Genomic DNA, 23,641 nt, shown 5'->3' with positions numbered 1-23,641 from the left:
CGGAGGACACAGTGAGAAGAGCCCTACTCCCCGCGGTACTCGCCGCGACGCTCGCGCTCGGAGGGCTCGCCGCCTCCCCGACCGTCGCCTCCCCGACGGCCGGGACGGCCGCGACGAACCCGGCAGCGACCGCGTTGTCCGACTCCTGGACCGCGCCCCTCAGCACCCGCGGCCGCTACGTCGTCGACGCCGAGGGCAACCGCTTCAAGCTCAAGTCCGCGAACTGGCACGGCGCCCAGGGATCCTGGAACGGCTCCGGCGACATCAACGACCCGGCCACCCACCACGACGGTGAGAAGGCCGACCAGATGCCCCTCGGCCTGGACCGCGCGCCGATCGCGCGGATCCTCGCCGGTTTCCACGAACTCGGCATCAACAGCATCCGGCTGCCGTTCTCGAACGAGATGCTGCACGACCAGCGCCCCGTATCCGACGCCTCGGTCGCCGCCAACCCGGGCCTGCGCGGCAAGACCCCGCTCCAGGTCTTCGACGCCGTCATCGCGGCCACCACGGCCGAGGGCTTCGCGGTGATCCTCAACAACCACACCAACACCTCGCGCTTCTGCTGCGGTCTGGACGGCAACGAGCGCTGGAACACCAGCCAGTCCACCGCGCAGTGGGAGAACGACTGGCTCGACCTCGCCCGGCGCTACAAGGACAACAAGCGCGTCGTCGGCGCCGACCTCTACAACGAGGTCCGCCGCACCGTCACCGACGACGCCAACTGGAACTGGGGCAACGGCCACGACTGGTGGGCCGCGTCCCAGCGCCTCGGAGACCGGCTCCTCACCGAGGCCAACCCCGACCTCCTGGTGATCGTCGAGGGCATCAACTGGCAGGGCATCCCGGCCGACGGGCTGCCCCACGGGCGTCCCACGCTCGAACCGGTACGCACCCTCTCGCACACCCTCGTCGCCTCGAACAAGCTGGTGTACGCGGCGCACTTCTACGGTTACACCGGGCCGAACCACACCGGAGCGACGGGCATGGGCGAGACCCACGACCCGCGCTACCAGGAACTCTCCCGCGAGGACCTGTTCGCGACCCTGCAGCGGCAGGCGTTCTACGTCACGGCCGAATCCGGCCGCCACTTCACCGCGCCCCTGTGGATCAGTGAGTTCGGCATCGGCAGCGACGAGACCAACCCGCAGGCACGTGCCTGGTTCGGCAACCTCGTGGACCACCTGATCGCCAATGACACCGACTTCGCCTACTGGCCCCTGGTCGGATGGACCGGACACGGCACCTGGTCGATCCTCAACTTCGATGCCTCGGGCCGCCGTTCCGGGATCCTCGACGGCGGCGACTGGCGCGCCGGCGACTGGAACCGGCTGGTCACCTCGCCGGAGAAGACCGGCCGGGTCGCCGTCTCCGACACCTGGGACATGCTCAACCTCGACCACGCCGACGCGGTCCAGTCGGTACGCGTACGGGCGCTCGGCGACTGGGACGCGGGAGCCCGAAAGGGAACCTGCCCCGACGGGCAGCGGCTCGTCGGCCTGTCCCACCGTGACGGGCGCGGGCTGTGCACCGACGCCGGGGCCCCCGGGCTGCCGGCCACCGGCCCGGCGCCGACCGTCGTGAACGACGAACGCAACGTACAGCAGGGCGACTGGGCGGGCGGCTACACCAAGTACCAGTGCGGGCGCGACCAGTTCATGACCGGCTACAGCGTGCGCGGCCAGGCGGTCTCCGCGGTCCTGTGCGCCCGGGCGGGCCGGACCCTCGGTACGAACGGCCGAACCGTCTGGTTCGACCGGGGTGACAACCGGCCGGCCGCGGGCCCGGGCGGAGAGTTCGCGTACGGCAACCTCAAGGGCCAGTGCGGCACCGACGAGTACGCCGCGGGCATCGCCTTCACCGGGGCGTGGGCCAAGGGCAAGACGCCGGACGCCCTGCTCTGCCGCAAGCTGTGACGCCCCTCGCCTGACGGCCGACCGCACCCGGCACCCGGTGTTGCTCCGGGTGCCCGGTGCGGTCGCCCCTTACGGTGGTTCCGTGACGGACCATGCTGCGGACGCGGTGAGCACGGAGATGGCCGCCGCCCAGCTCAAGGAACGGCTCTACGCGACGATCACCATGATCTCCGTCGTCATCGGGCTCGCCGGCAGCAGCCACGTCGGCTTCCTCGGAGCCGCGGCGACGATCGGGACCGCCTCGGTGGGCCTGTGGCTGGCCGCGCTGGTCGCCGACCAGCAGGCCCACCGGGTGACGCACGGAGCCCTCGCACGGGGACGGGAACTGCGCGCGATGCTCTTCGTCAGCAGCCCGCTGCTGCTGTCCGCGGTGGGCCCGCTCGCTCTGATCGGCGCCTCGGCGCTGGGGGTGATGGGCCTGGACACGGCGCTGCTCGTGGCGGCCGGGGTCAACGTCGCCACCCTGTTCGCGTGGGGGTGCTACGGAGGGATCCGGATGGGCGGCGGGACGGCCTTCGCGCTGCTCGCCGGCGGGATCGACGCGGCGATCGGGACGGCGGTCGCCCTGGTCAAGGCGGCCGCCGGGCACTGACGCCGCGGATCAGCCCGAGACGGCTTCGTCCCAGCCGCGGTTGACGGTCTCCCTGGCCTTCGCCGTCTGTCCCTCCGTCGGGAACGTCGGCGTGCCCTCGACCGTCGGCAGTTTCTCCGCGGCCGCCTTGTCGAGGGTGCCGTCCTTCTCCATGGCGTCCATCAGGACGGGGCGCGCGTAGGCGCCGAGCCTGAGGTTCTGGCCCTCCGGGCTGAAGACCCACTCCTGCCACAGGCGCGCCGCCGCGGGGTGCGGGGCGTCCTTGTTGATCCCGTTCGCGTAGTACTCGGCGAAGCTGCCGTCGAAGGGGATGGCGGTCCGCCAGTCGACGTCCGCGCCCTTCTCGCGGAACGTGTCGGCGTATCCGAGGTTGAGGAAGTCCCAGTCGATGCTGATCGGGGTCCGGCCCGTCTCGATCGTGGCCGGTGACGATTCCACCGGGATGAAGTTGCCGTTCCTGCTGAGCTCGGCGAAGAAGTCGATACCGGGCTGGATGTCGTCGAAGGATCCGCCGTTCGCCAGGGCCGCCGCGTACACGCCGGCGAAGGCGGAGCCGGACTTGGTGGGGTTGCCGTTGAGCGCGACCTGGCCCTTGTACTCGGGCTTGCGCAGATCGGCGAAGGTCGAGGGGCAGGTCTTCACGCGCTTGGCGTCACAGCCGATCGACATGTAGCCGCCGTAGTTGTTGTACCAGCGGGCGTCCGGGTCCTTCTGGTCCTCGGGGATCTGGTCGAAGGCGGCGACCCGGTAGGGGGCGAGCAGGCCCTGCCGGGCCGCGGACTGGGCGAACGAGCCCCCCACGTCGATCACGTCCGGGGCGCTGCCGTCGTCCCTGCGCTCCTTCAGGGCGTTGATCTCGTCCTGGCTGGTCCCTTCCGGGTTCTCCACCGTGACCTTGATCCCGTACTTCTTCTCGAAGCCGTCGATCAGCGCGCCGTAGTTCGCCCAGTCGCGCGGGAGCGCGATCGCGTTGAGCGCGCCCTCCTTCTTCGCCGCCGCGGTCAGCGCCGCCATGCCGCCGGCGTCCGCGGCCGAGGTGGCCACCGCGGGCGTCCTGGGCCCCGCCTCGGGCTTGTCTCCGCAAGCGCCGAGGGGCGCCGCCGCGAGGGCCAGGCAGGCGGCGACGAAGGCTGTCCGGAGACGGGATGCGGGCACAAAGGCTCCATATCGGGCGGTCGCGTACCGATCAAGCCCAGCGTACGTTCGACGGCCTCGGCAGCGCAGTCCCGACAGGTGGTGTCCGCCCTCTTCCCCGCGGCCGCCGAACCGGCGGCTATCGGAACGCGTCGTCGTCCCACCCGGCCAGGAGCGCCTCCCCGAGGTCCATCGCGGCCGGCGCGGCCCCGTCGTGGAGCGCCTGCTCGCTCCAGATGATCTTTCCGCGGGGCGTGTAGCGGGTGCCCCAGCGCTCGGCGAACTGCGCGACGAGGAACAGGCCGCGGCCGCCCTCGTCGGTGTCCGCGGCCCGGCGCAGGTGCGGGGAGGTGCTGGACCCGTCGGAGACCTCGCAGACCAGGTAGCGGTCGTACAGCAGCCGCACCCGGATGGGCTCGGTGCCGTAGCGGACGGCGTTGGTCATCAGCTCGCTGAGGATGAGCTCCGTGGTGAAGGCGATGTCCTCCAGGCCCCACTCCGCCAGCCGGCGGGCGCAGGCGTTGCGCACCGGGGACACCGCCGCGGGGTCGGGGGAGACGTCCCACTCGGCGATCCGCGCCGGGTCCAGCCGGCGGGTGCGCGCCACCAGCAGCGCGACGTCGTCGCTGGGCCTGGTGGGCAGCATCGCCTCGATCACCGCGCTGCAGGTCTCCTCCGGGGTCCGGGCGGGCCCGGACAGGGCGGCGCGCAGGGCCGCCAGGCCCGCGTCCGGATCCCGGTCGCGGCTCTCGATCAGACCGTCGGTGAAGAGCGCCAGCCGGGAGCCCTCCGGCAGGGTGAGCGTGGTGGTCTCGATGGGCATGCCCGCGCCCAGGCCCAGCGGCGGGGAGACCGGCACCTCGGGGAAGGACACGGTCCCGTCGGGGGCGACCAGAGCGGGGCCCGGATGCCCGGCGGTGGCGGCGGTCACCTGCCCGGAGACGGGATCGTAGATGGCGCACAGGCAGGTGGCCCCGGTGATCCCCTGCCACTCCTGCTCGTCGGCGTCGATGTGGGCGACCAGCTCGTCCAGGTGGCTCAGCAGCTCGTCCGGGGGCAGGTCGAGCGTGGAGAAGTTGTACACGGCGGTGCGCAGCCGGCCCATGGTGGCGGCGGCGTGGAGACCGTGGCCGACGACGTCGCCGACCACCAGGGCCACCCGGGTGCCGGGCAGCGGGATGACGTCGAACCAGTCACCGCCCACCCCGGCCCGGGCGGCCAGATAGCGGTGCGCGACCTCGACGGCGGACTGCTCCGGCACGCCCCGGGGCAGCAGGCTGCGCTGCAGGGTGACGGCCATGTTGTGCTCGCGAGTGTAGCGGCGGGCGTTGTCGACGGACACGGCCGCCCGGGCGGTCAGCTCCTCGGCGAAGGACACGTCCTCCTCGTCGAACGGCGGGGAGTCCTGCCCCCGCCAGTACCCGGCCATCCCCAAGACCACGCCCCGGGCCCGCAGGGGTACGACGATCAGGGAGTGGATGCCGCGGTCCAGGATCTGCCGTGCGTTGGCCTGGTGCTGGGCCCGCCAGCGGTGGGAGGCGCGCAGGTCGGCCTCCAGGACCGCGCGGCCGACGGCCAGCCCGGTGGCCATGGGCCCGGCGGGGGCGAACCGGATCAGCTCGCCGACGGGGGTGAGCGGGTGGTCGCCCCGGAGGCCGACGACGGCGGTGCGGCGCATCTCGGTGTTCGCCTCGGGCGGCTCCTCGCCGCGCAGCACCGGGTCCAGCAGGTCGACCGTGACCACGTCGGCGAACCGCGGGACCGCCACCTCCGCCAGTTCCTGCGCGGTGCGCTCCACGTTCAGCGTCGTACCGACCTGCACCCCCGCGTCGTAGAGCAGCTTCAGCCGCTCCCGGGCCACCTCGGCCCTGCCCGACAGCGCCCGCAGCTCGGTGGTGTCCCGCAGGGTGACGACGGTCCCGGCCTGCCCGTAGGGGGCGGTGGGCCGGATGTTGACCGCCAACAGCCGATCGGCCGACATGTGCAGCTCGTCGGTCGCGGAACGGCCCGATGCGATCGGCTCGGCGATCGCCTCCTCCAGACCCAGGTCCGTGACGGGGCGCCCCTCCGCGTCCGAGGGCAGGTCCAGCAGCCGCCGCGCCTCGTCGTTGGCGAGCAGCAGCCGTCCGCCGTCGCCGACGATCAGTACGCCCTCCCGCACCGCGTGCAGCACCGCGTCGTGGTGTTCGTACATCCGCGTCATCTCGGCCGGGCCGAGGCCGTGGGTCCGGCGCAGCAGCCGACGGCTCACCAGAGCGGTCCCGCCCGCGCTCAGGAGGAGCACCCCTCCGGCGGTCCCGAGGACGACCGGCAGCTGCCGGTTCACCATGCCCTGGACGTTCTGGACCGTGACCGGGGAAGAGACGACGGCGATGACGCGGCCGTCGGGGTCCTTGACGGGAACCACCGAGACCACCGACTGCCCCAGGGACCCTTCGAACGTCTCGGTGAAGGACTTGCCGGCCGCCGCCTTGGAGAAGGGGCCGACGACGCGCCGCCCGATCTGCTTCGGGTCGCTGTGGGTGAGGGTGACCCCGTCGAGCGTGTACACGTTGATGCCGTCGACCCCGGCGACCTTCCGGGCCGCCTGCGCGCTCGGCTGCAGCACCGCGCTCGGATGGGCACTGTGCAGGGCCGCGACGATGCCCGGCGATTCCGCGAAGGTTCCGGCGGCGGCGAGCGTACGGTGCCGGGCGTCCAGCATGGCGTCGCTCCGGGCCTGGACCACGAGCGCCGCCACCGCGGCGGCGACGAGGAGCACCACGACGGCCAGCTGGAGGAGGAACACCTCGCCGGCCACGCTGCGCACGCTGAGCAACGAGGACAGACGCTGTGGCCGCCGCGCTCGTCCCTTGGAGGGCTGGACGCGCTCCGGCCGGAGGTCGGTCATACTCCATCTTCTAACCTCGGCGGCCCGTCGGCAGCGGGGAGCGGCCGCCGGCCGCCGATGCCGCCCGGCGGACGGGCCCGCGCGGCGGCCCCGGGGACGACCCGGCCCGGCGCCTTACACGCATCCCCGGCCTCGCACACACACGCCGCACACACGCCTCACGCGCCTCACACGATGAGCCCAACTGAACGCGCGGACCCGCGGTGCGCCGTGTCCAATGACCGGGAAGCGGCATTTCCCCTCAGTCGTCCCCAGGGAGCGCTATGAGTCTGCCGTCCGAGCCGCCCGCCGAGGCGCCCGCCCCGGGACGGCAGGCCTCGCGTTCCCGGAGGATCGTGGCCGCCACCGTTTCGGCCGTGCTGATCACGCTCACGTGCATCCTCGTCCCGGTGTCGCTGCTCACCGTGTGGGTCCACGACATCGTGCTGGACACCGACAGGTACGTCTCCACGGTCGCCCCGCTCGCCTCGAACCCGGACGTCGAGGCCGCCGCCGTCCACCGCATCACGGAGGCGGCCGACGTCCGCGTCGACGGCGCCGAGGTCACGGCCGACCTGGCGAAGTGGCTCGAATCGCAGGGGCTGCCACCCCGCGTCGGCAATGCCGTCAAGGCCCTGGGACCCCAGCTGGACTCCGCCGCCGACGCTGCCGTCTCCAAGGTGGCGACCCGGTTCGTCGAGAGCGACCGGTTCGAGAAGATCTGGACCACCGCCAACCGGGCCGGCCACAACGCCGTGGTCCACGCGCTCACCGGTCAGGGCCGCGGCGCGGTGGAGGTCGAGGGCGGCACCGTCACCCTGAACATCGGCGAGGCCGTCGAGCAGGTCAAGCAGGACCTCGTGAAGGCCGGCATCTCCCCGGCCGAGAAGATCCCCGAGGTCAACAAGCAGATGGTGCTCTTCCAGTCCGACAAACTGGCGAAGATCAGGAACCTGGTCCACCTCCTCGACGTCCTCGGCAACTGGCTGCCCGTCCTCACCGTGATCCTCGGAGTGGCCGGAGTGCTGCTCGCCCGGCGCCGCCGCCGGGCCCTGGTGACCACCATGCTGTGCGCGGCCGCCGCCTGCCTCATCCTGGCCATCGGCCTGGTCATCGCCCGCCGCTACTACCTCGACCACCTCCCGGAGCAGGTCCAGTCGCCCTCGGCGGCCGCCGCCATCTTCGACACGCTCGTGCGGTTCCTGAGGGTCAGCATCCGCACCGCCATCGTCCTCGGGATCGTCGTCGCCCTCGGCGCCTACCTGTCCGGCGCCGGCCGGCTGCCGCGCGGCGTCCGCGGTACGGCGGAGCGCGCGGCCGACTCCGCCGCGGGCTGGGGAGCCGCCCACGGAGTGCACACCGGGCGCGTCGGCACCTGGGTCCAGGACCACCGGCGCTGGCTCACCACCGGCGTACTGCTCGTCCTCGCGCTGGTGTTCGCGCTGTGGAACCACCCGACGGTGCTCACGGTCCTGCTGCTGGTGCTCATCCTGCTCGCGGTGCTGGCCGTACTCGCGCTGCTGGCGGCCGGTGGCCGGCACGGTGACGGGGCCGACGTCCCGCGTGGCGCTCCCGGGGGAGGGACCCGAGAATGAGATGGCCGGAAGAGATCCACATGACGTCGCAGTGCCGTAGAGACGCAGGTGATGACCCATGTGCCGATGGCTCGCGTATTCGGGTACGCCCATGCTGCTCGACACCATCCTGTACAAACCGGCTCACTCGCTGATCGACCAGAGCCTCCACTCCAAGCTCGGAGTGGAGACGACGAACGGCGACGGGTTCGGTGTCGGCTGGTACACGGACGACATCGAATCCCCGGCGCTCCTCCGGGACGTCGGTCCCGCCTGGAACAACCGCAACCTGCGGGAGATGGCGGACCACGTCCGCTCCCCGCTGTTCTTCGCACACATCCGGGCGTCGACCGGGACGGCGGTGCAGCAGTCGAACTGCCACCCGTTCCGGCACGGCCGCTGGATGTTCATGCACAACGGGGCGATCTCCGGTTTCCACCTGATGCGCCGTGACCTCACCCTGCTCGTCGACCCCGCCCTGTACGCCGACATCGGCGGAACGACGGACTCCGAGGTGATGTTCTACCTCGCCCTCACGTACGGCCTGGAGCAGGACCCGCCGACCGCCATCGCCACGATGGCGGGAGTGGTGGAGCGCGTCGGGCACGAGCACGGCGTGGAGTTCCCGCTCCAGATGACGCTCGCCATGACCGACGGCGAACGCGTCTGGGCCTTCCGCTACTCCAGCGGGCACGCCTCCCGCTCGCTGTTCTACAGCAGCAAGGTGGACTCGCTGCGCAGGCTGCACCCGGACATGGCGTTCCTCCAGGAGGTCTCCGACGAGACCCGCCTCATCGTGTCCGAACCCCTCGGCGACCTGCCCGGCGCCTGGAACGAGGTACCGGAAAGCAGCTACGGCGTCGTACAGCCGGGCGCTGACGAGATGTTCCCCTTCGCCCCGGTGCCCGCCTGACCGCCTGACCCACCCGACCGACAGGAGACCGGGCCATGCAGAACGCGCTGTTCAACCTGGCGGAGGAGTACGACTATCCCCTGCTGAACTTCTTCTGGACCATGATGCTCATCTTCCTCTGGGTGCTGTGGTTCATGCTGCTCTTCCGCGTCATCGCCGACATCTTCCGTGACGACGGGCTGAGCGGCTGGGGCAAGGCGGGATGGACGATCCTCGTCATCCTGCTGCCGTTCCTGGGCGTCTTCGTCTACCTGATCGTCCGGGGCCGCGGGATGGGCGAACGCGAGCTCAACCGGGCCCAGCAGCAGGAGCAGGCCTTCCGCTCCTACGTGCGCGAAAGCGCCGGGCCCACCGGTCACGCCGAGGAGCTGTCGAAGCTCGCCGAGCTCAAGAACCGCGGCGACCTCACGGCGGCCGAGTACGAGCAGGCCAAGGCCAAGGTCCTCGGTTCCTGAGGACCGGACCAGGACGCCGGACCAGGACACCGGACCAGGACTCACAGGAAGGCGAGGCCGATGCTCCCCTACCCGCCCATCGCCGAGCACGGTCTGATCGGGGACCTGCAGACGTGTGCCCTCGTCTCCTCCGAGGGCGTGCTCGACTGGTTCTGCTCACCCCGCTTCGACGCGCCCAGCATCTTCGCCTCCCTGCTCGACGACCGCCGGGGCGGCTACTTCGCCATCACCGCCGACGCGCCCGACGTCTCCGCCGGCGCGGACGCGGGCCATGCCGAGGTCGTCAGCCAGCAGCTCTACCTGGCCGACACCGCCGTCCTGATGACCCGGTTCCTCACCCCCGAGGGCGTCGGCGAGGTCATCGACTTCATGCCCGTGCGCGATCCGCACACCGTCACCGACCGGCACCAGGTGGTGCGGGTCATGCGGGGCGTGCGCGGGACCGCGCGCTTCAGCCTGGAGTGCCGCCCGCGCTTCGACTACGGCCGGGCGCCGCACGACCTGACCTTCGACGGTGCCACCGCCCGCTTCGACGGCCCCGGCATCACCGCGTACCTGCAAGCCCTGGGGCCGGTCGACCTGGAGGCCGACGAGGCGGACGTACGCGCGAGCGTGGCCCTGGCCGAAGGCGAACGCGCGGCCGTCCTCCTGACCGTGTGCGACGCCGACAGCGCGCCCCCGCCGGCGGTGAACGTGCACGACATGACGGAGGAGTTCAACGACGTCCGCGACTTCTGGCACGGCTGGACCGCACAGTGCACCTACCGAGGCCGCTGGCAGCAGATGGTCAACCGCTCCGCGATCACCATCAAGCTGATGACGTACGCACCGACCGGCGCGCCGATCGCCGCCGCCACCATGGGCCTGCCCGAGCAGGAGGGCGGCGAGCGCAACTGGGACTACCGCTACACCTGGGTCCGCGACGCCTCCCTCTCGGTCCGCGCCATGCGCGCACTCGGATTCGCCGACGAGGCCAACGCCTTCCGCAGCTGGCTGCTCCGGCGGCTGCGGGACGGCGGCGCTCCCAACGGCGAACCCCTCCAGATCATGTACCGCGTCGACGGTGACCCGTACCTGACGGAGGAGGTCCTCGACCACATGGAAGGGTGGCGCGGCTCCCGACCGGTACGTTCGGGCAACGGCGCCGCGGACCAACTGCAGATGGACATCTACGGCGAGGCCATCTTCGCCCTCGCCCAGACCGGCCAGGTCAGCAATGTCATCGGCTACGACGACTGGCTGCGCTGCGCCGCCCTGCTGGACTGGCTGTGCGACAACTGGGACCGCCCCGACGAGGGAATCTGGGAAACCCGGGGCGGGCAGAAGGACTTCACGTACAGCCGCCTCATGTGCTGGGTCGCCCTGGACCGCGGCATCCGCCAGGCCGTGGCCACCGCCCGCCCCGCCGATCTGACCCGCTGGACGGCGGCACGGGACGCGATCCTCGACCAGGTCATGACCCTCGGCTGGAGCGAAAAGCGGCAGGCGTTCGTCCAGGAATACGACAACACCGTCCTGGACGCCTCCCTGTTGCTCATGCCCCTGGTCGGCTTCATCGCCCCCAAGGATCCGCGCTGGCTGTCCACCCTCGACGCCATGGAGACCGAACTCGTCTCCGACAGCCTCGTCTACCGCTACGACCCCGCCGCCTCTCCCGACGGCCTGCAGGGTTCCGAGGGCACCTTCTCCCTCTGTTCCTTCCTGCACGTCTACGCCCTCGCCAAGGCCGGCCGCGTCCATCAGGCCCGCTACTCCTTCGACAAGATGCTCACCTACGCCAACCACGTGGGGCTCTTCGCCGAAGAGGTCGGCCTCACCGGGGAACAGCTGGGCAACTTCCCCCAGGCCTTCACCCACCTCGCCCTCATCACCGCCGCCCTCGCCCTCGACTCCGAACTCGACCAGGCCGTGGGCGCCGCCTGAGCCTGCCCTCCGAGGGGGTGCGCCGCGATGGTGCTCGACCTGCTCCTCATCGGCCTGGCGGTCACCCTGTTCCCGCTGCCCATCATGGCCTTCGTCCTGGTGGTGTCCGCACCCCGCGGGGTGCGCAAGGGCCTGGCCTTCATCCTCGCCTGGCTGGCCTGCCTCGTGGCCGTGATGGCGATGGTCCTCCTCTTCACCGGCGGACAGCCGCCCCCGCCCCGCTCTCCTCCGTCGATCGCGGCGCTCGTGGCCACGCTGGTGATCGGAGTCGGCCTGGTCGTGTACAGCGAGCACCGGCGGCGCCGGAGCCGGCGCGGCGCCACGGCGGCGGATCCCTCCGTACAGGAGGAGACCGAGGGGGCAGAGGACTCCGGGTCGTCCATGTCGTCCCGGATGGACGAGGCCACCGGATGGTCCGCGGCGGCCCTCGCCGTGCTCCTCCAGCCCTGGGGGATGGTCGCCGCCGCGGCCGCCACCGTCGTGCAGGCCGACCTCTCCCACGCACAGTCCTTCCTGGCCCTCATGGGCTTCTGCCTCCTGGCCACCTCCACCCTGCTGGCCATGGAGCTGTACATGGTGTTCTCACCCGAGAAGGCCCATCGCGCCCTGCTGGGCCTGCGCGCGTGGCTGGAACGCCACAAGGAGCAGGCGATCGTCGTCGTGTGCCTGCTCCTGGGACTGTGGCTCGTCGGCAGGAGCCTCTACCAGCTCACCGGCTGAGGTGCGGGGCCTCGCGGCGGATGCTGCAATGAGAACGATGAGAACGGGCCGTGTCCGGCCCCCCGACGCGTTCGCCCGGCCACCACCGGGCCGTCGAGCCACACGCGAGGAGCGCTCATGAGCGACGACATCGAAGACATGGGCCCCGTCGACTACCTGGTCGTCGAGTTCCCCGGAAACCGCATGACGGGCGAAGCGTTCCCGCTGCTGGTCGACCTGGTCGACCAGGGCATCATCCACCTCCTCGACCTCCGCTTCGTGCAGAAGGACGCCGACGGAACCGTCACCGCCCTGGAACTCACGGACCTCGACGGTGAGGGGAACTCCTTCGGCCTGTCCGTCTTCGAGGGCGCGTCGTCCGAACTGCTCGGCCAGGACGACCTCGACGAAGCGGGCCACGCCCTCCAGCCGGGCAACGCGGCCGCGATCCTGGTCTACGAGAACCGGTGGGCCGCCCCCTTCGCCCGGGCCCTGCGGCGCAGCGGCGCGCAGATGGTGGCGAGCGGCCGCATCCCCGTGCAGGCCCTGCTCGCGTCCCTCGACGCGGAAGAGGACGCAGCCGAAGGCGGCCGGCAGGCGCAGTGAGCCCGGCCGGCCGCCTCCGGACGATCAGGCCCCGAGGATCCTGCTCTTCTGCTGCGCGAACTCCGCGTCGGTCAGGATCCCCTGCTCCTTCAGCGCTCCGAGTTCCTTGAGCTGGTCGATCTTGCTGCTCATGTCATCCGCCATCGCCGGAGCGGGGGCGGGGGCGGGAGCGGGTGCGGGTGGGGCGGCGTACTGCTGCTGCGGCGCCTGCTGCTGCGCGGCGGCTTGATCGTCCTGCGTGGCCCACCGGCCCGCCTGGCGCCGCGACACGCGGTTGGACACCGCCGTCGCCGTACCGGCGACCACCGCGGTGCGCGCTATTCCTCGAAGAAGACCAGGCACGTCATTCTCCCTTGCTGACGGGGCCGGCCAGGAAGTCCAGCCGCCGGCCCTCCACTGCTTCCAGCATCGCACCTCGGCAGGCGACTCACCCGGTGGTGGCTCCCGTGGTGATCAGGTCCGCGAGCGCCGGCAGGCCCGTCTCGGCCAGGGCCCGGCGCTGGCGGTCGGCCGACGTGCCGTGCCGCAGCAGCCGGTGAACGAGCGAACTCACCTCGCGGAAGTCGCCGTTCTCCTCGAGGGCGGGCCCGATGTGCCGCAGGAGCGCGCACAGGACGTCCCCGCTGCTCCGCAGCCGGCCTTCCGGGTCCATCAACGTACCGCTCATGCCGTGCCGGGCCGCATGCCACGTCGAGGCCTGGAGGATCTCCGGCGCGCACAGCGCGGGGGCGGCTCCTGCCTTCTCCTCGGCGATCGCCGTGGCGGCGAGCCCGCGGACGACGCCGGCGAGCATGACCGCGTCGTCCGCCTCCAGCTGCACGTCACAGCAGCGCACCTCGACGGTCGGGTAGCGCTCGGAGAGCCGGGCCTGCCAGTACAGCTGCCCCCGATCGGGGATCAGCCCGGACTCCACCAGCGCGTCGGCCCGCGCCTCGTAGTCCGCGAACCCCGCGAAATACGGTGGCGGGCCGCTGACCGGCCACCGGCCGAAGATGATCGTGCGCCAGCTGGCGAAGCCGGTGTCCCGCCCGTCCCACAGGGGCCCGTTCGCGGACATCGCCAGCAGGGTCGGGAGCCAGACGCGCAGCCGGTTCAGGACGGCCACTCCGGTCTCCGGGTCGGGAATCCCCACGTGGACGTGCATCCCGCAGATCAGCTGCTCGTCGACGAGCAGCTTGGCCTCTCCCCGCATCCTCAGGTACCTCGCCGTACTGGTGACGGGTACGGGGAGGACGTCCCGGACCGGCGCGGTGGCGGAGATCGCGATGCGGCAGCCGTTGGCCTGGGCGGCGGAGGCGACCGCGTGACGCAGCCGCAGGAGATGGCCCCCGACCTCCTCCAGGCCCGTGCAGACGGGGGTGGCGACTTCGATCTGCGCCTGGAGCAGTTCGTCCTGGACCTCTCGCTCGTCCGCGATCGGTGTCAGGCTGGCCGTGGCACGCACCTCCTGCACGAGCGGTATGGGCAGGAGCGTCTCCGGGTCGACCAGCAGGTACTCCTCCTCGACCCCAACAGTGATCATGCTGGTTGCTACCCCGAACCCGTCGTGATCACCCAGGCGAACGGGCATTTCGGCGTAATAGGGGAAAAGCTGCCGCTCTTCGTGTCAGGGGCAGCTCGACTGCGGGTCGTCGTGGACCAGGGCGCAGACCATCTGCTCGCCGCGCCGGTGGTCCGGATAGGTCGCGAGCAGTTCGGCCTTGAAGCCGTTCCACTGGCGGGTGATCTCGGCGGTGGCCCCCGACACGGCGTGGTCGAAGTTGTCGCCGGTCTTCGAGCGGGGGGACGCGGCGGTGTCCTTGTTCAGGGCCTGGCTGTGCATGACACGGCCGGCGCAGTCGTGGTCCTTCACGCCGGTGGAGTCGAAATCGGAGTAGCAGCCGGTCGTGAGGTCCGCGGGTATGCGGGCCCGCGCCTCCCGGGTCCAGTCGGCGTCGTTCATGGCGCTGTATCGGCGGATGTCGAGGAAGGGGGCGACATCGGTCCGTGCCAGTCCGGGAGGGTTGGCGAGGCCGACCGGGCCGGGAGCGGCCCGGTCGGACCAGTTGGAGTGCGCGTAGAAGTCCTCGATCGGGTGCCACCCGCGGCCGAGCTGCTCCAGGACCTCGCACTTGGCGCGGTCGGACGTCTCCTTCCAGGTGCAGGGGGAGGACAGGTCGCTCTGGTCGGCCCGGACCTTGCCGTCCGCGTCGACGAGGCCGTCGGCCGCCCGGACCGCGTTGCGGAAGCGGGTCACGGAGGTACGGACGCAGGCGAGGAGCTCGGTGCTCGCCTCGTCGCGGCTGCGGGGGTAGTGCGGGTCGTGGCGGGATGCGAGGTAGTCGGCGTTGTCGCAGTGCAGGGGGCCGAGGAGGAAGTATCCGCCGTGGTCGTCGGCATTGACCGCCCCGTCGCGGGCGTCGGCCATCTCGGTCAGGGTGACCGGCTCCCAGGGCAGGGCCGCCCGGGTGATCTTCTCGTGGTTGCCGCCGGTGAACGCGAACGCGGGACCGGGCGGCGCGGCGGCCAGGGCGATCACGAAGGCGGCCGCGACGATCGTCCGTGGCGGGCCGGCCGGCGGGCGGTGTGACACGCGATCACGAGGCCCGGGACGCCGAGCCCTTGCCCCGTGCCGGCCGTTTCGTCCGGGCCGGCGCGGCCTCGGCCCGGACGGTGGGCCACTTGAGTTCGAGCTCCAGCTCGATCTCCCCGTCGCCGACCTCGACCTCGATCTCGGTGCGGAGTTCGTCGGGGACCTGCAGGCTCAGCGTCCCGGAGCCGAATTCCAGTTCGACTTCGCCGCCCTGTCTCAGAGCCTCCGCGAGCGCGGAGAGCTGGTCCGCGGCCTCCAGACGGGACAGGGAACTCTTCTGTTCGAACTTGAGGTCCTTCACGGACGTCTCCAATCCGCTGCCTCGACAGCTCTCGACGGCTAGGGAACGGTGCTTGGGCCCGTGCCCCGGGGAAGGAACGCCGCCGCGGCGAGCCCGGCGAGGCCGAGGACGGCCAGTGTGATCATCGAGGCGGCGTAGGCATGGGTGGTGAGGCCGGCGACGAGGATGGTGCCGGCGATCGCGGTGCCGAGGGAGGAGCCGAGGTTGGACACGCTGCGCGACAGCCCGGAGATCTCGCCCTGCTGCTCCTCGGGGAAGCTCGACTGCACGATGTTGACCGACGGGGTCAGCATCACACCGAGCCCCAGGCCGATCAGCAGCAGCCCGGGGGCGAAGGCCCAGGGACTCGGAGAGCCGCGCACCATGGCCAGCAGGAGGGCGATACCGAGGGTCGTCAGCACGAAGCCGGACATGATCAGCGTGCGCTGTGCGCGCCGCTGCGCCAGGCGGGCGGCGGCCAGGGAGGACACCAGCAGGCCGAGCGTGGCCGCCGTGAAGATCACGCCGGTCTGGATCGCGTCGTATCCGCGCACGACCTGGAGATAGGCCGCGACGACGAACGACGTCCCCATGAGCACCAGCCACTGGATGTTCTGCGTGACGAGACCGAGGTTGGACGTGCGGTTGCGGAACAGGCTCGTCGGCAGGAGCGGCTCCTCGCCGGCCCGCTCCTTGGCCCGTACCCACAGGAAGAACCACAGCAGGACGAGCGCACCGAGGACGATCAGGGCGAGCATCAGCCAGACGTTGTCGTCGGCCGCCAGGATCCCCGTGACGAGGAGGATCAGCCCGACGGCGGAGAGGACCGCTCCACCGGTGTCGAAGGGGCGCGTGGGATCCGGCGGCAGCGGGTCCTTGATGCGGCGGCTCAGCATGATGATCAGGGCGATCACGATGGCCTGGAACACGAAGGCCGCCCGCCAGCTGATGGCCGAGGTGATGAGCCCCCCGATCAGCGGCCCGGCGGCCGCGCCGATGCCGCCCAGCGCCATGACGGTCCCGAAGGCACGGGCACGTGAGGTCATGTCCGTGAAGATCAGCGTCGTGAGGATGTAGACGGGCGGGATGAGCAGCGCCGTGCCGACGCCTTCGAGGATCGAGTTGCCGAGGATGAGGACGCCCAGGCCCGGCGCGGCCGCGCTGAGCAGGGCGCCGACACCGTAGACGGCGAGACCGGTCAGGAAGCACCGCTTGCGTCCGTAGCGGTCGGTCAGCTTGCCGCCGGGGATCATCAGCGCCGCCATGACCAGGAGGAAGATCGTGATCGCGACCTGCACCCCCTGCACGGTCGTGTCGAGGTCCTCGCTGATGTCGTTGATCATCACGTTCATGTTCGAACCGGCGAAGCTGCAGATGAACTGGGCGAGGGCGAGCGGGGCCAGCACACCGCGCATGGCACCGGGCGTGCGTCCCGAGGTGTCGGCTTCGGCCACCGGCGCCGCTCCCTCCGCCTTGTCGCGCTGCTGCCATCGCCCTGCCCTGCCTCAAGACTGCGCCGCGGCCCGGCCCGCCGCACTCCGGACCGGGAGGCCGCGCCCCATGCGGGGTACCGGGTGAGGTCCTAGGGTTGAAACGAAGGAACATCCGTGGTCACTCAGGAGGACGTGAGACATGTCCACCGCATTGGAAACCCCTGTACTGGACACCATCGCCGCCATGACGGTCGACTCGCTGGAGCGGTGCGGGCTCGCCCCGGACATGCTGCTCCTCACCCGTATCGCGGCCCTCGCCGCATCGGACGCCCCGCCCATCTCCTACGCCGCCCACATCGATCCCGCCCTCCAGGCGGGCCTGACCGCCGAGCAGTTGGAGGACGTGCTGGTCGCCATCGCCCCCATCGTGGGCACCGCCCGCGTGATGACGGCAGCCGGCAACATCGCCACGGCGCTGGGCATCGCCATCGCCGTCGCCGAGGCAGAGATCGAGACCCGGGGCTGACGCGGACGCCCCAGGCCACCACTCGAACGGCGCGCGAACAGGGCGCCGTTCGCGTGCGGAGGACGCAGGTCCAGGCAGGAGCACACTGATGTCCCAGAGCACGACCGCCGCCATGCGCGCGGTGCCCGGCAGCACACCCCAGGAACGCGCGGCCCAGGGCAAGGAGGCCCGGAACCGCTCGCCACGCTCGGGGCACGCCGTGTACCGGCCGTCTCCGGACCGGCCCGACCCGCTGGCGATCCTGGAAGGGCAGTCGGCGGCCCGCGTACCCGAGCTGGTCCCGATCCGCTACGGCAGGATGCTGGAATCGCCCTTCCGGTTCTACCGGGGAGCCGCCGCGATCATGGCCTCCGACCTGGCCGGCAGCCCCGACTCGGGGATCACGGTCCAGCTGTGCGGGGACGCGCACCTGCTGAACTTCCGGCTGCTGGCCTCTCCGGAGCGGCGGCTGATGTTCGACATCAACGACTTCGACGAGACCCTGCCCGGTCCCTGGGAGTGGGACGTCAAACGGCTCTCGGCGAGCTTCGTGATCGCGGCCCGGGCGAACGGCTTCGACGACGCCGAACGCGCGGTCATCGTGGGCACCGCCGTGCGCTCGTACCGCGAGGCGATGCGCGGCTTCGCCGGCATGGGCAACCTCGACGTCTGGTACGCGAAGATCGACCAGGACCGCCTGGAGGCCCTCGCCACGGGCCAGCTCGACAAGGGCGGGCGGAAGAAACTGACCCGCGCCATGGCGAAGGCCCGTTCGCGCGACACGCTCCAGGCCTTCGACAAGATCACGGAGCTGGTCGACGGCCGGCCGCACATCGCGGCGGACCCCCCGCTGCTGGTGCCCCTCACGGAACTGCTGCCGGAAGCCGAACGCCACGAGCTGGAGGACCGGTTCGAACGCCTGCTCGCCACCTACGGGCTCACGATGGCGAGTGACCGGCGGACCCTCCTGGAGGACTACCGGCTGGTGGACATGGCCCGCAAGGTGGTCGGCGTCGGCAGCGTCGGGACCCGCTGCTGGATCCTGCTGTTGCTCGGCCGCGACGGCCGGGACCCGCTCCTCCTGCAGGCCAAGGAGGCCGACACCTCCGTGCTCGCCGACCACCTCGGCGCGAGCCGGTACCGCAACCAGGGCGAGCGCGTGGTCTCGGGACAGCGGTTGATGCAGGCGGCGAGCGACATGTTCCTGGGCTGGGAGCGGGTGGACGGGATCGACGGCAGGCAGCGCGACTTCTACATCCGCCAACTGCGCGACTGGAAGGGGATCGCCATGCCGGAGACGATGTCGCCCGGACAGCTGGCGACCTTCGCCGAGCTGTGCGGACTCACCCTCGCCCGTGCGCACGCGCGGTCGGGCGACCGGATCGCGATCGCCTCGTACCTGGGCCGCGGCGAGTCCTTCGACCGGGCGCTCGTCACCTTCGCCGAGGCCTACGCCGACCAGAACGAGCGTGACCACCAGGCCCTGGTCGACGCGGTGCGCTCCGGCCGGCTGCCGGCGGAGGAACTTCCCGCGACCTGACCGCGTACCGCCGAGCACCGGACCCCCTGACGGTGCGTCAGGGGGTCTCGGCCGCCTTGGCGCCGCCCGGGTCCGCGGGCGGCTGCTCGGCGAGCGGAGCGGGCGGATGGGCGCTGCCGGCCGGGAGCAGCTCGGTCGTGACGAAGGAGATCACGGCCGCGAGGATGGCGATGGGGATCATCGCGGAGCTGCCCATGAGCAGTACCACGAGGACCACGCTGCTGACCGGCAGCCGCATGATGGCCGCGGTGGCCGCCGCCATGCCCGCCGCCATGGCCGGTACGGGGCCCAGCCCGGGCAGGGGAGCCACGAGGACCCCGGCCGCCGCTCCGAGGGAGACCGCGGGGAAGATGGCGCCGCCGCGCAGGCTGCCCAGACAGAGGGCGTAGGCGGCGGACTTGAAGAGGAGGACGGCGATCAGCACGCCGACGGCCCAGGCGTGCGGATCGGCGGCCAGCTCGCCGAGGGCGGCCTGGCCCGAGAGGGCGACGTCCGCGGGTGAGCGGCCGGTGATCAGGGAGTAGAGGGCGGCGCAGGCCGCTGCGCCCAGCGCGCACAGGACGGTGCGGGGGAGCACCCGGGCGGAGACGAACGCCGCGACCCGTCGGCCCGCCTCCAGGACGGGGTTCAACAGGACGGCGAGGACGAGGGCGATGAGTACGGTCCACAGCACGTCCGGCGCGTCCAGGGACGGCAGGGGCGTGGGCAGCGTGAGGTTGAGGCTGCCGGTCTCCAGGCCGGTCCACTTGCCGAAGCCCGTGAAGACCAGGGCCCCGATGCCGCTGGAGAGCAGGGCGGGGAGCATGACCGCGAACAGCTGGGGGCCGCCGATCCCCGACACCTCGATGAGGAGGACGGCGGCGATCAGCGGGTTGCCGAAGATCGCCGCGATGGCCGCCGCCGCACCGGCCGCGCCGAGCAGCGCGGTGGTCTGCGGGGTCGCCGGGGTCCGCGTGAGGTCCCGGAAGAGCAGCGCCAGGCCGCCGCCGAGGGCGATCAGCGGCGCCTCCGGTCCCAGGACCGCGCCCAGCGGCAGGCTCGCGGCCGCGGCGAGCACCACGCCCGGCAGCGCGGCCGGGGGCATCGCGCCGGCGTGCAGACCGCCCGCGGGTATGTGGCCGCCCCCGCCGGTGAGTCGGGCCGCGACCAGGCCGACGATCACACCGGCGATCAGCAGCAGGGGCAGCGGCCACCACCAGGGGGCCGTGTCCCAGCCGAGGTGGTGCGGAAGGTCCGTCCAGAAGACGTGTTGCAGTTCGTGGAGGGCGACGAGGAACCAGAACGCGACGAGCGACACCGGAATGCCGAGGAGGGCCGAGTAGACCAGGATGACGAGGTAGCCGGGAGCGCGGAGGATCTCACGCAGCCGGTCCGCCTCGTGCGGCTGGCCGGTGCCAACGGGTTGAGGACTCGGCTCCGTCATGGAATTCCTTCTTCCTGGCACCCGACGCCGCCACCGGGGCGGCCGAACCTCTCGACCTCTCGTCTCGATGATCCGCCCGGCCGGCGGTCTTCGCCGCCGGAAGCCTGGCGAGGCCGGGCGAGGCCCCGTCCGGACATGCGAAGCCCCCGCCCGGATGCTGCAATGGCTCTGGCCCGTCCAGGCCCTGCCGCGGCCCCCGGACGCGGCGGCCCGGCCCGCTCCGGTCCACCCGCACTCCCTGGGAGATGAGCGAACATGCCCGGAACCCTTCGTGGCCCGAGACGGGCGTGCGCCGCCGTGACGGGACACGGCGGATGACGGCGCCGGATCCGCACCCCGCCGGGTCCGGCGGGACCACCCAGCCCGAAGAGGCGGAACGGCTGCGCGAACTGCTGCGCAGCGCCGGCTATCTCAAGGCGCTGGTGTTCTGCGCCCTCATCGGTGTTCCGGTGTCGCTGGTGGCCTTCTGGTTCCTGGTCGGTCTCCACGAGCTGGAACACCTGATGTGGCACGGGCTGCCGGAGTCCCTGGGGTGGAACGCCCCGCCGTGGTGGTGGCCGTTGCCGCTGCTGCTCGTGGCCGGCGTGACCGTCGGGCTCGTGGTCACCCGTATGCCCGGCGGCGGCGGACACATCCCCGCCGGGGGACTCCACACGGGCGGTGTCTCTCCCGGGGCCCTGCCCGGCGTGATCCTCGCCGCCCTGCTCAGCCTTCCCCTCGGCGCCACGCTCGGACCGGAGGCCCCGTTGATCGCCCTCGGCGGCGGCCTGGCCCTGCTCTTCAGGGACCTGGCGCGGGTGCCGGCGACCGCGCAGAGCACCGCGCTCCTGGGCGCGGCGGGAGCGGCGGCGGCCGTCGCGGTGATCTTCGGGAGCCCGCTGATCGCGGGGGTCCTGCTCATCGAGGTGGCCGGGGTGGGCGGGCCCCAGCTGTTCGCGGTCATGCTGCCCGCGCTGCTGTCGAGCGGGGTGGGCTCGCTCGTGTTCACCGGCTTCGGACGCTGGACCGGTTTCGACGCACCCAGCCTCTCGGTGAAGGTGGGCGTGCCCCTTCCGAGGCTCGACCCCGGAGACGTGCTCTGGTCCATCCCGATGGCCGTGGCCATCGGGGTCTTCATGCACCTGATCATGCGAGGGGGGCGGTCGACCGCCCGGTTCGTCGCGAAGCGTCCCGTCGCCCATACGACCCTGTGCGCGGTGGCGGCCGGTGTCTGCGCCGCCGTGTACGGGCTCACCACCGGCCGCTCGCCCGCGAACGTGGCGTCCTCCGGCCAGGAGACGCTGAGCGCGATGGCCGCCGATCCGTCCGCCTGGGGGGTCGGGGCCCTGATCGCCGTGGTGCTCTGCATGGGCGTCGCCTACGCCCTGTGCCTGGGCAGCCTGCGCGGTGGTCCCGTGTTCCCGTCGCTGTTCCTGGGCTGTGCGCTGGGCGTGCTGCTCGCGCCCCTGCCGGGCCTGGGGATCGTACCGGGCATGGCCATCGGCATGGCGGCCTCGACGACCAGTGCCCTGCGGCTGCCGGTCAGCAGCATCGTGCTCGTCGTCCTGGTGCTCGGCAGCGTGGCCATGACCCCCGTGGTGATCCTCGCGTCCGTCGTGGCCTTCGTGACGATCCAGTTGCTGCCGCCCGGACCCGCCGTTCCACCGGTGGGCAAGTCGGCGGGACCGCCGACCGCGCATCCCCCCACCGCCGGTGCGACGTCCGGCTCCGTCTCGTGAAGGAGGCAGCATGGCACGCCGGCCCGTGACGGTGCCCGCATCCGTGGTGCTCGTGACGGGCGTGGCGGGTTCGGGGAAGACCACCGTGGGACTGCTGCTGGCCGACCGGCTCGGCTGGGCCTTCCAGGACGCGGACGACCTCCACACGGCGGCGAACCGGGCCAGGATGGCGGCCGGCGAGGCCCTGTCCGACGAGGACCGGCGGCCGTGGCTGGCCGCGGTCGAGGCATCGATCGACCGCCGCATCGCGGCGCGCGAACCCGCCGTCGTGGCCTGCTCCGCCCTCAAGCGCGCCTACCGGGACCAGCTGGCCGGGGGACGGCCCGACGTACGCCTGGTCCATCTGCACGGTTCACGGCAGCTCATCCGGTCCCGGCTGCTGGCCCGGCACGGCCACTTCTTCCCCGCACGGCTGATGGACAGCCAGTTCGCCGACCTCCAGGAGCCGGAGCCCGACGAGCACGCCTGCGTGGTGGACATCGACCAGCCCCCGGAAGCCGTGGTCGACGCCGTCGTCGCCCGGCTCCGCGCCGCACCGACCGAGGAGCCGCACATGCCCCCCACGGCCTCAGGAGAACAGTGGCAGTTGCGCCACGGCCCGCAGACGGCCGTGGTCGTCGAGCTGGGCGGCGCCCTGCGTCACTACGACGTGGGCGGGCGGCCGCTCCTCGACGGATTCGCCGCCGACGAGCCGGTCACCGGCGGCCGCGGGCAGCTCCTCGTCCCCTGGCCGAACCGGATCGCCGGCGGACGCTACCGGTTCGGTGGTGAGGACCTGCGGCTCCCGCTGACCGAACCGGAGAACGGCAACGCGATCCACGGCCTCCTCCGGTGGGTTCCGTGGCGGCTGCTCGACCGCAGCGAGAACGCCGTCACGGTGGGCACCACCCTCTTCCCGCAGCCCGGATACCCGTACCGGCTGGAGGTCCGCGCCGAGTACCGGCTGGGCCCGGAGGGGCTCGACACCACCGTCACCGCCACCAACGAGGGGGACACCGCCGCCCCCTACGGTGTGGGCCAGCACCCCTATTTGACCGTGGGCACCGACCTGGTGGACACCGCGCTGCTGACCGTGCCGGCCCGCCACCGGCTCGGCAGCGACGCACACGGCCTGCCGACCGGTGAGGAGCCCGTCGAGGGCACGGAGTACGACTTCCGCACCGCCAGGCCCATCGGCGAGCAGCGCCTGGACACCGCGTACACCGGGCTCGAAAGGGATCCCGCCGGCCACTGCACGGTGCGGCTCGCGCACCCTTCGGGGCGCCACGGCATCGACGTACGGCTCGTCGAGGGCATCCGGTACGTCCAGGTGTACACCGGGGACACGCTGTCGGAGCCCGGGCGGCGCCGGCGCGGAGTCGCCGTCGAACCGATGTCCTGCCCGGCCGACGCCTTCCGCAGCGGCACGGCGCTCACCGTCCTGCAACCGGGCGAGCGTCATGTCCTGCGCTGGGTCCTGGCCCCCTGGGGATCCCGGTGACCCCGGGCG

Annotated in this window: 20 protein-coding genes; 12 read left to right on the top strand and 8 right to left on the bottom strand. The window is 72.0% G+C overall.

All coding sequences use genetic code 11. From position 1 onward, the window contains the following. Positions 1-11 precede the first annotated feature (11 nt). On the top strand, positions 12-1,916 hold the full coding sequence (locus tag ACFYZ4_RS04445; protein WP_390783014.1) for a glycoside hydrolase family 5 protein: 1,905 nt from the start codon (positions 12-14) through the stop codon (positions 1,914-1,916). Positions 1,917-1,998: 82 nt separating this feature from the next. Next, positions 1,999-2,508, top strand: coding sequence for a hypothetical protein (locus ACFYZ4_RS04440; RefSeq protein WP_351293618.1), 510 nt, complete (start codon positions 1,999-2,001; stop codon positions 2,506-2,508). A gap of 9 nt (positions 2,509-2,517) precedes the next feature. On the opposite strand, the gene ACFYZ4_RS04435 is transcribed toward ACFYZ4_RS04440, so the two are convergent. After that, complete coding sequence (locus ACFYZ4_RS04435) at positions 2,518-3,663, bottom strand: extracellular solute-binding protein (protein ID WP_351293621.1); 1,146 nt, start codon at positions 3,661-3,663, stop codon at positions 2,518-2,520. 118 nt (positions 3,664-3,781) lie between these two features. Next, positions 3,782-6,532: a SpoIIE family protein phosphatase gene (locus tag ACFYZ4_RS04430; RefSeq protein WP_390783013.1), complete on the bottom strand. Its 2,751-nt coding sequence runs from the start codon at positions 6,530-6,532 to the stop codon at positions 3,782-3,784. 263 nt (positions 6,533-6,795) lie between these two features. Between ACFYZ4_RS04430 and ACFYZ4_RS04425 the strand changes: the two genes are divergently transcribed. The 6 genes from ACFYZ4_RS04425 to ACFYZ4_RS04400 all read left to right on the top strand — a co-directional run bounded on the left by ACFYZ4_RS04425 (position 6,796) and on the right by ACFYZ4_RS04400 (position 12,681). Continuing rightward, the gene (locus ACFYZ4_RS04425) at positions 6,796-8,106 is read left to right on the top strand and encodes a hypothetical protein (protein WP_351293627.1); all 1,311 of its coding nucleotides are present in this window, start codon (positions 6,796-6,798) and stop codon (positions 8,104-8,106) included. A gap of 58 nt (positions 8,107-8,164) precedes the next feature. Further along, positions 8,165-8,998, top strand: a complete 834-nt coding sequence (locus tag ACFYZ4_RS04420) for a class II glutamine amidotransferase (protein ID WP_351293630.1) — start codon at positions 8,165-8,167, stop codon at positions 8,996-8,998. 35 nt (positions 8,999-9,033) lie between these two features. After that, a complete protein-coding gene (locus ACFYZ4_RS04415) occupies positions 9,034-9,453 on the top strand; it encodes an SHOCT domain-containing protein (RefSeq protein WP_351293633.1) in 420 nt (139 codons plus the stop codon). Positions 9,454-9,513: 60 nt separating this feature from the next. Further along, a complete protein-coding gene (locus tag ACFYZ4_RS04410; protein WP_390783012.1) occupies positions 9,514-11,376 on the top strand; it encodes a glycoside hydrolase family 15 protein in 1,863 nt (620 codons plus the stop codon). Between the two features lie 27 nt (positions 11,377-11,403). After that, positions 11,404-12,096, top strand: coding sequence for a GAP family protein (locus ACFYZ4_RS04405; RefSeq protein ID WP_390783011.1), 693 nt, complete (start codon positions 11,404-11,406; stop codon positions 12,094-12,096). A 117-nt stretch (positions 12,097-12,213) separates the two neighbouring features. Continuing rightward, the gene (locus tag ACFYZ4_RS04400) at positions 12,214-12,681 is read left to right on the top strand and encodes a DUF6325 family protein (protein ID WP_390783010.1); all 468 of its coding nucleotides are present in this window, start codon (positions 12,214-12,216) and stop codon (positions 12,679-12,681) included. 24 nt (positions 12,682-12,705) lie between these two features. On the opposite strand, the gene ACFYZ4_RS04395 is transcribed toward ACFYZ4_RS04400, so the two are convergent. The 5 genes from ACFYZ4_RS04395 to ACFYZ4_RS04375 all read right to left on the bottom strand — a co-directional run bounded on the left by ACFYZ4_RS04395 (position 12,706) and on the right by ACFYZ4_RS04375 (position 16,948). Beyond that, the gene (locus tag ACFYZ4_RS04395) at positions 12,706-13,023 is read right to left on the bottom strand and encodes an SHOCT domain-containing protein (protein WP_351293645.1); all 318 of its coding nucleotides are present in this window, start codon (positions 13,021-13,023) and stop codon (positions 12,706-12,708) included. Positions 13,024-13,108: 85 nt separating this feature from the next. Beyond that, positions 13,109-14,203, bottom strand: a complete 1,095-nt coding sequence (locus ACFYZ4_RS04390; RefSeq protein WP_390783009.1) for a glutamate--cysteine ligase — start codon at positions 14,201-14,203, stop codon at positions 13,109-13,111. 84 nt (positions 14,204-14,287) lie between these two features. Continuing rightward, a complete protein-coding gene (locus ACFYZ4_RS04385; protein ID WP_390783008.1) occupies positions 14,288-15,253 on the bottom strand; it encodes a hypothetical protein in 966 nt (321 codons plus the stop codon). 4 nt (positions 15,254-15,257) lie between these two features. Then, positions 15,258-15,554, bottom strand: a complete 297-nt coding sequence (locus ACFYZ4_RS04380; protein WP_351293653.1) for an amphi-Trp domain-containing protein — start codon at positions 15,552-15,554, stop codon at positions 15,258-15,260. Positions 15,555-15,592: 38 nt separating this feature from the next. Beyond that, the gene (locus ACFYZ4_RS04375; protein ID WP_390783241.1) at positions 15,593-16,948 is read right to left on the bottom strand and encodes an MFS transporter; all 1,356 of its coding nucleotides are present in this window, start codon (positions 16,946-16,948) and stop codon (positions 15,593-15,595) included. A gap of 217 nt (positions 16,949-17,165) precedes the next feature. Here ACFYZ4_RS04375 and ACFYZ4_RS04370 point away from each other — a divergent pair, with 217 nt between their 5' ends. Both ACFYZ4_RS04370 and ACFYZ4_RS04365 read left to right on the top strand, forming a co-directional pair. Then, complete coding sequence (locus ACFYZ4_RS04370; RefSeq protein WP_390783007.1) at positions 17,166-17,492, top strand: carboxymuconolactone decarboxylase family protein; 327 nt, start codon at positions 17,166-17,168, stop codon at positions 17,490-17,492. Between the two features lie 88 nt (positions 17,493-17,580). After that, complete coding sequence (locus ACFYZ4_RS04365; protein WP_390783006.1) at positions 17,581-19,011, top strand: DUF2252 domain-containing protein; 1,431 nt, start codon at positions 17,581-17,583, stop codon at positions 19,009-19,011. A 37-nt stretch (positions 19,012-19,048) separates the two neighbouring features. Here ACFYZ4_RS04365 and ACFYZ4_RS04360 read toward each other — a convergent pair whose 3' ends face one another. Beyond that, positions 19,049-20,434: a chloride channel protein gene (locus ACFYZ4_RS04360; protein ID WP_390783005.1), complete on the bottom strand. Its 1,386-nt coding sequence runs from the start codon at positions 20,432-20,434 to the stop codon at positions 19,049-19,051. Positions 20,435-20,748: 314 nt separating this feature from the next. On the opposite strand from ACFYZ4_RS04360, the gene ACFYZ4_RS04355 reads away from it, so the two are divergent. Next, positions 20,749-22,152, top strand: a complete 1,404-nt coding sequence (locus ACFYZ4_RS04355; protein WP_390783004.1) for a chloride channel protein — start codon at positions 20,749-20,751, stop codon at positions 22,150-22,152. A gap of 10 nt (positions 22,153-22,162) precedes the next feature. Next, complete coding sequence (locus tag ACFYZ4_RS04350) at positions 22,163-23,632, top strand: gluconokinase, GntK/IdnK-type (protein WP_390783003.1); 1,470 nt, start codon at positions 22,163-22,165, stop codon at positions 23,630-23,632. Positions 23,633-23,641 lie beyond the last annotated feature (9 nt).

Source organism: Streptomyces sp. NPDC001513 (assembly GCF_042894695.1).
Taxonomy (GTDB): Bacteria; Actinomycetota; Actinomycetes; order Streptomycetales; family Streptomycetaceae; genus Streptomyces.
The sequence above is the reverse complement of the archived record's forward strand: the minus strand, read 5'-3'. Positions and strand labels throughout refer to the sequence as shown.

Coding starts and splice junctions, on each gene's coding strand:
- ACFYZ4_RS04390 (WP_390783009.1), bottom strand. CDS start 14,203: ATGATCACTGTTGGGGTCGAGGAGGAGTACCTGCTGGTCGACCCGGAG.
- ACFYZ4_RS04350 (WP_390783003.1), top strand. CDS start 22,163: ATGGCACGCCGGCCCGTGACGGTGCCCGCATCCGTGGTGCTCGTGACG.
- ACFYZ4_RS04420 (WP_351293630.1), top strand. CDS start 8,165: ATGTGCCGATGGCTCGCGTATTCGGGTACGCCCATGCTGCTCGACACC.
- ACFYZ4_RS04415 (WP_351293633.1), top strand. CDS start 9,034: ATGCAGAACGCGCTGTTCAACCTGGCGGAGGAGTACGACTATCCCCTG.
- ACFYZ4_RS04370 (WP_390783007.1), top strand. CDS start 17,166: ATGTCCACCGCATTGGAAACCCCTGTACTGGACACCATCGCCGCCATG.
- ACFYZ4_RS04365 (WP_390783006.1), top strand. CDS start 17,581: ATGTCCCAGAGCACGACCGCCGCCATGCGCGCGGTGCCCGGCAGCACA.
- ACFYZ4_RS04400 (WP_390783010.1), top strand. CDS start 12,214: ATGAGCGACGACATCGAAGACATGGGCCCCGTCGACTACCTGGTCGTC.
- ACFYZ4_RS04405 (WP_390783011.1), top strand. CDS start 11,404: ATGGTGCTCGACCTGCTCCTCATCGGCCTGGCGGTCACCCTGTTCCCG.
- ACFYZ4_RS04430 (WP_390783013.1), bottom strand. CDS start 6,532: ATGACCGACCTCCGGCCGGAGCGCGTCCAGCCCTCCAAGGGACGAGCG.
- ACFYZ4_RS04425 (WP_351293627.1), top strand. CDS start 6,796: ATGAGTCTGCCGTCCGAGCCGCCCGCCGAGGCGCCCGCCCCGGGACGG.
- ACFYZ4_RS04360 (WP_390783005.1), bottom strand. CDS start 20,434: ATGACGGAGCCGAGTCCTCAACCCGTTGGCACCGGCCAGCCGCACGAG.
- ACFYZ4_RS04355 (WP_390783004.1), top strand. CDS start 20,749: ATGACGGCGCCGGATCCGCACCCCGCCGGGTCCGGCGGGACCACCCAG.
- ACFYZ4_RS04410 (WP_390783012.1), top strand. CDS start 9,514: ATGCTCCCCTACCCGCCCATCGCCGAGCACGGTCTGATCGGGGACCTG.
- ACFYZ4_RS04375 (WP_390783241.1), bottom strand. CDS start 16,948: ATGCGCGGTGTGCTGGCCCCGCTCGCCCTCGCCCAGTTCATCTGCAGC.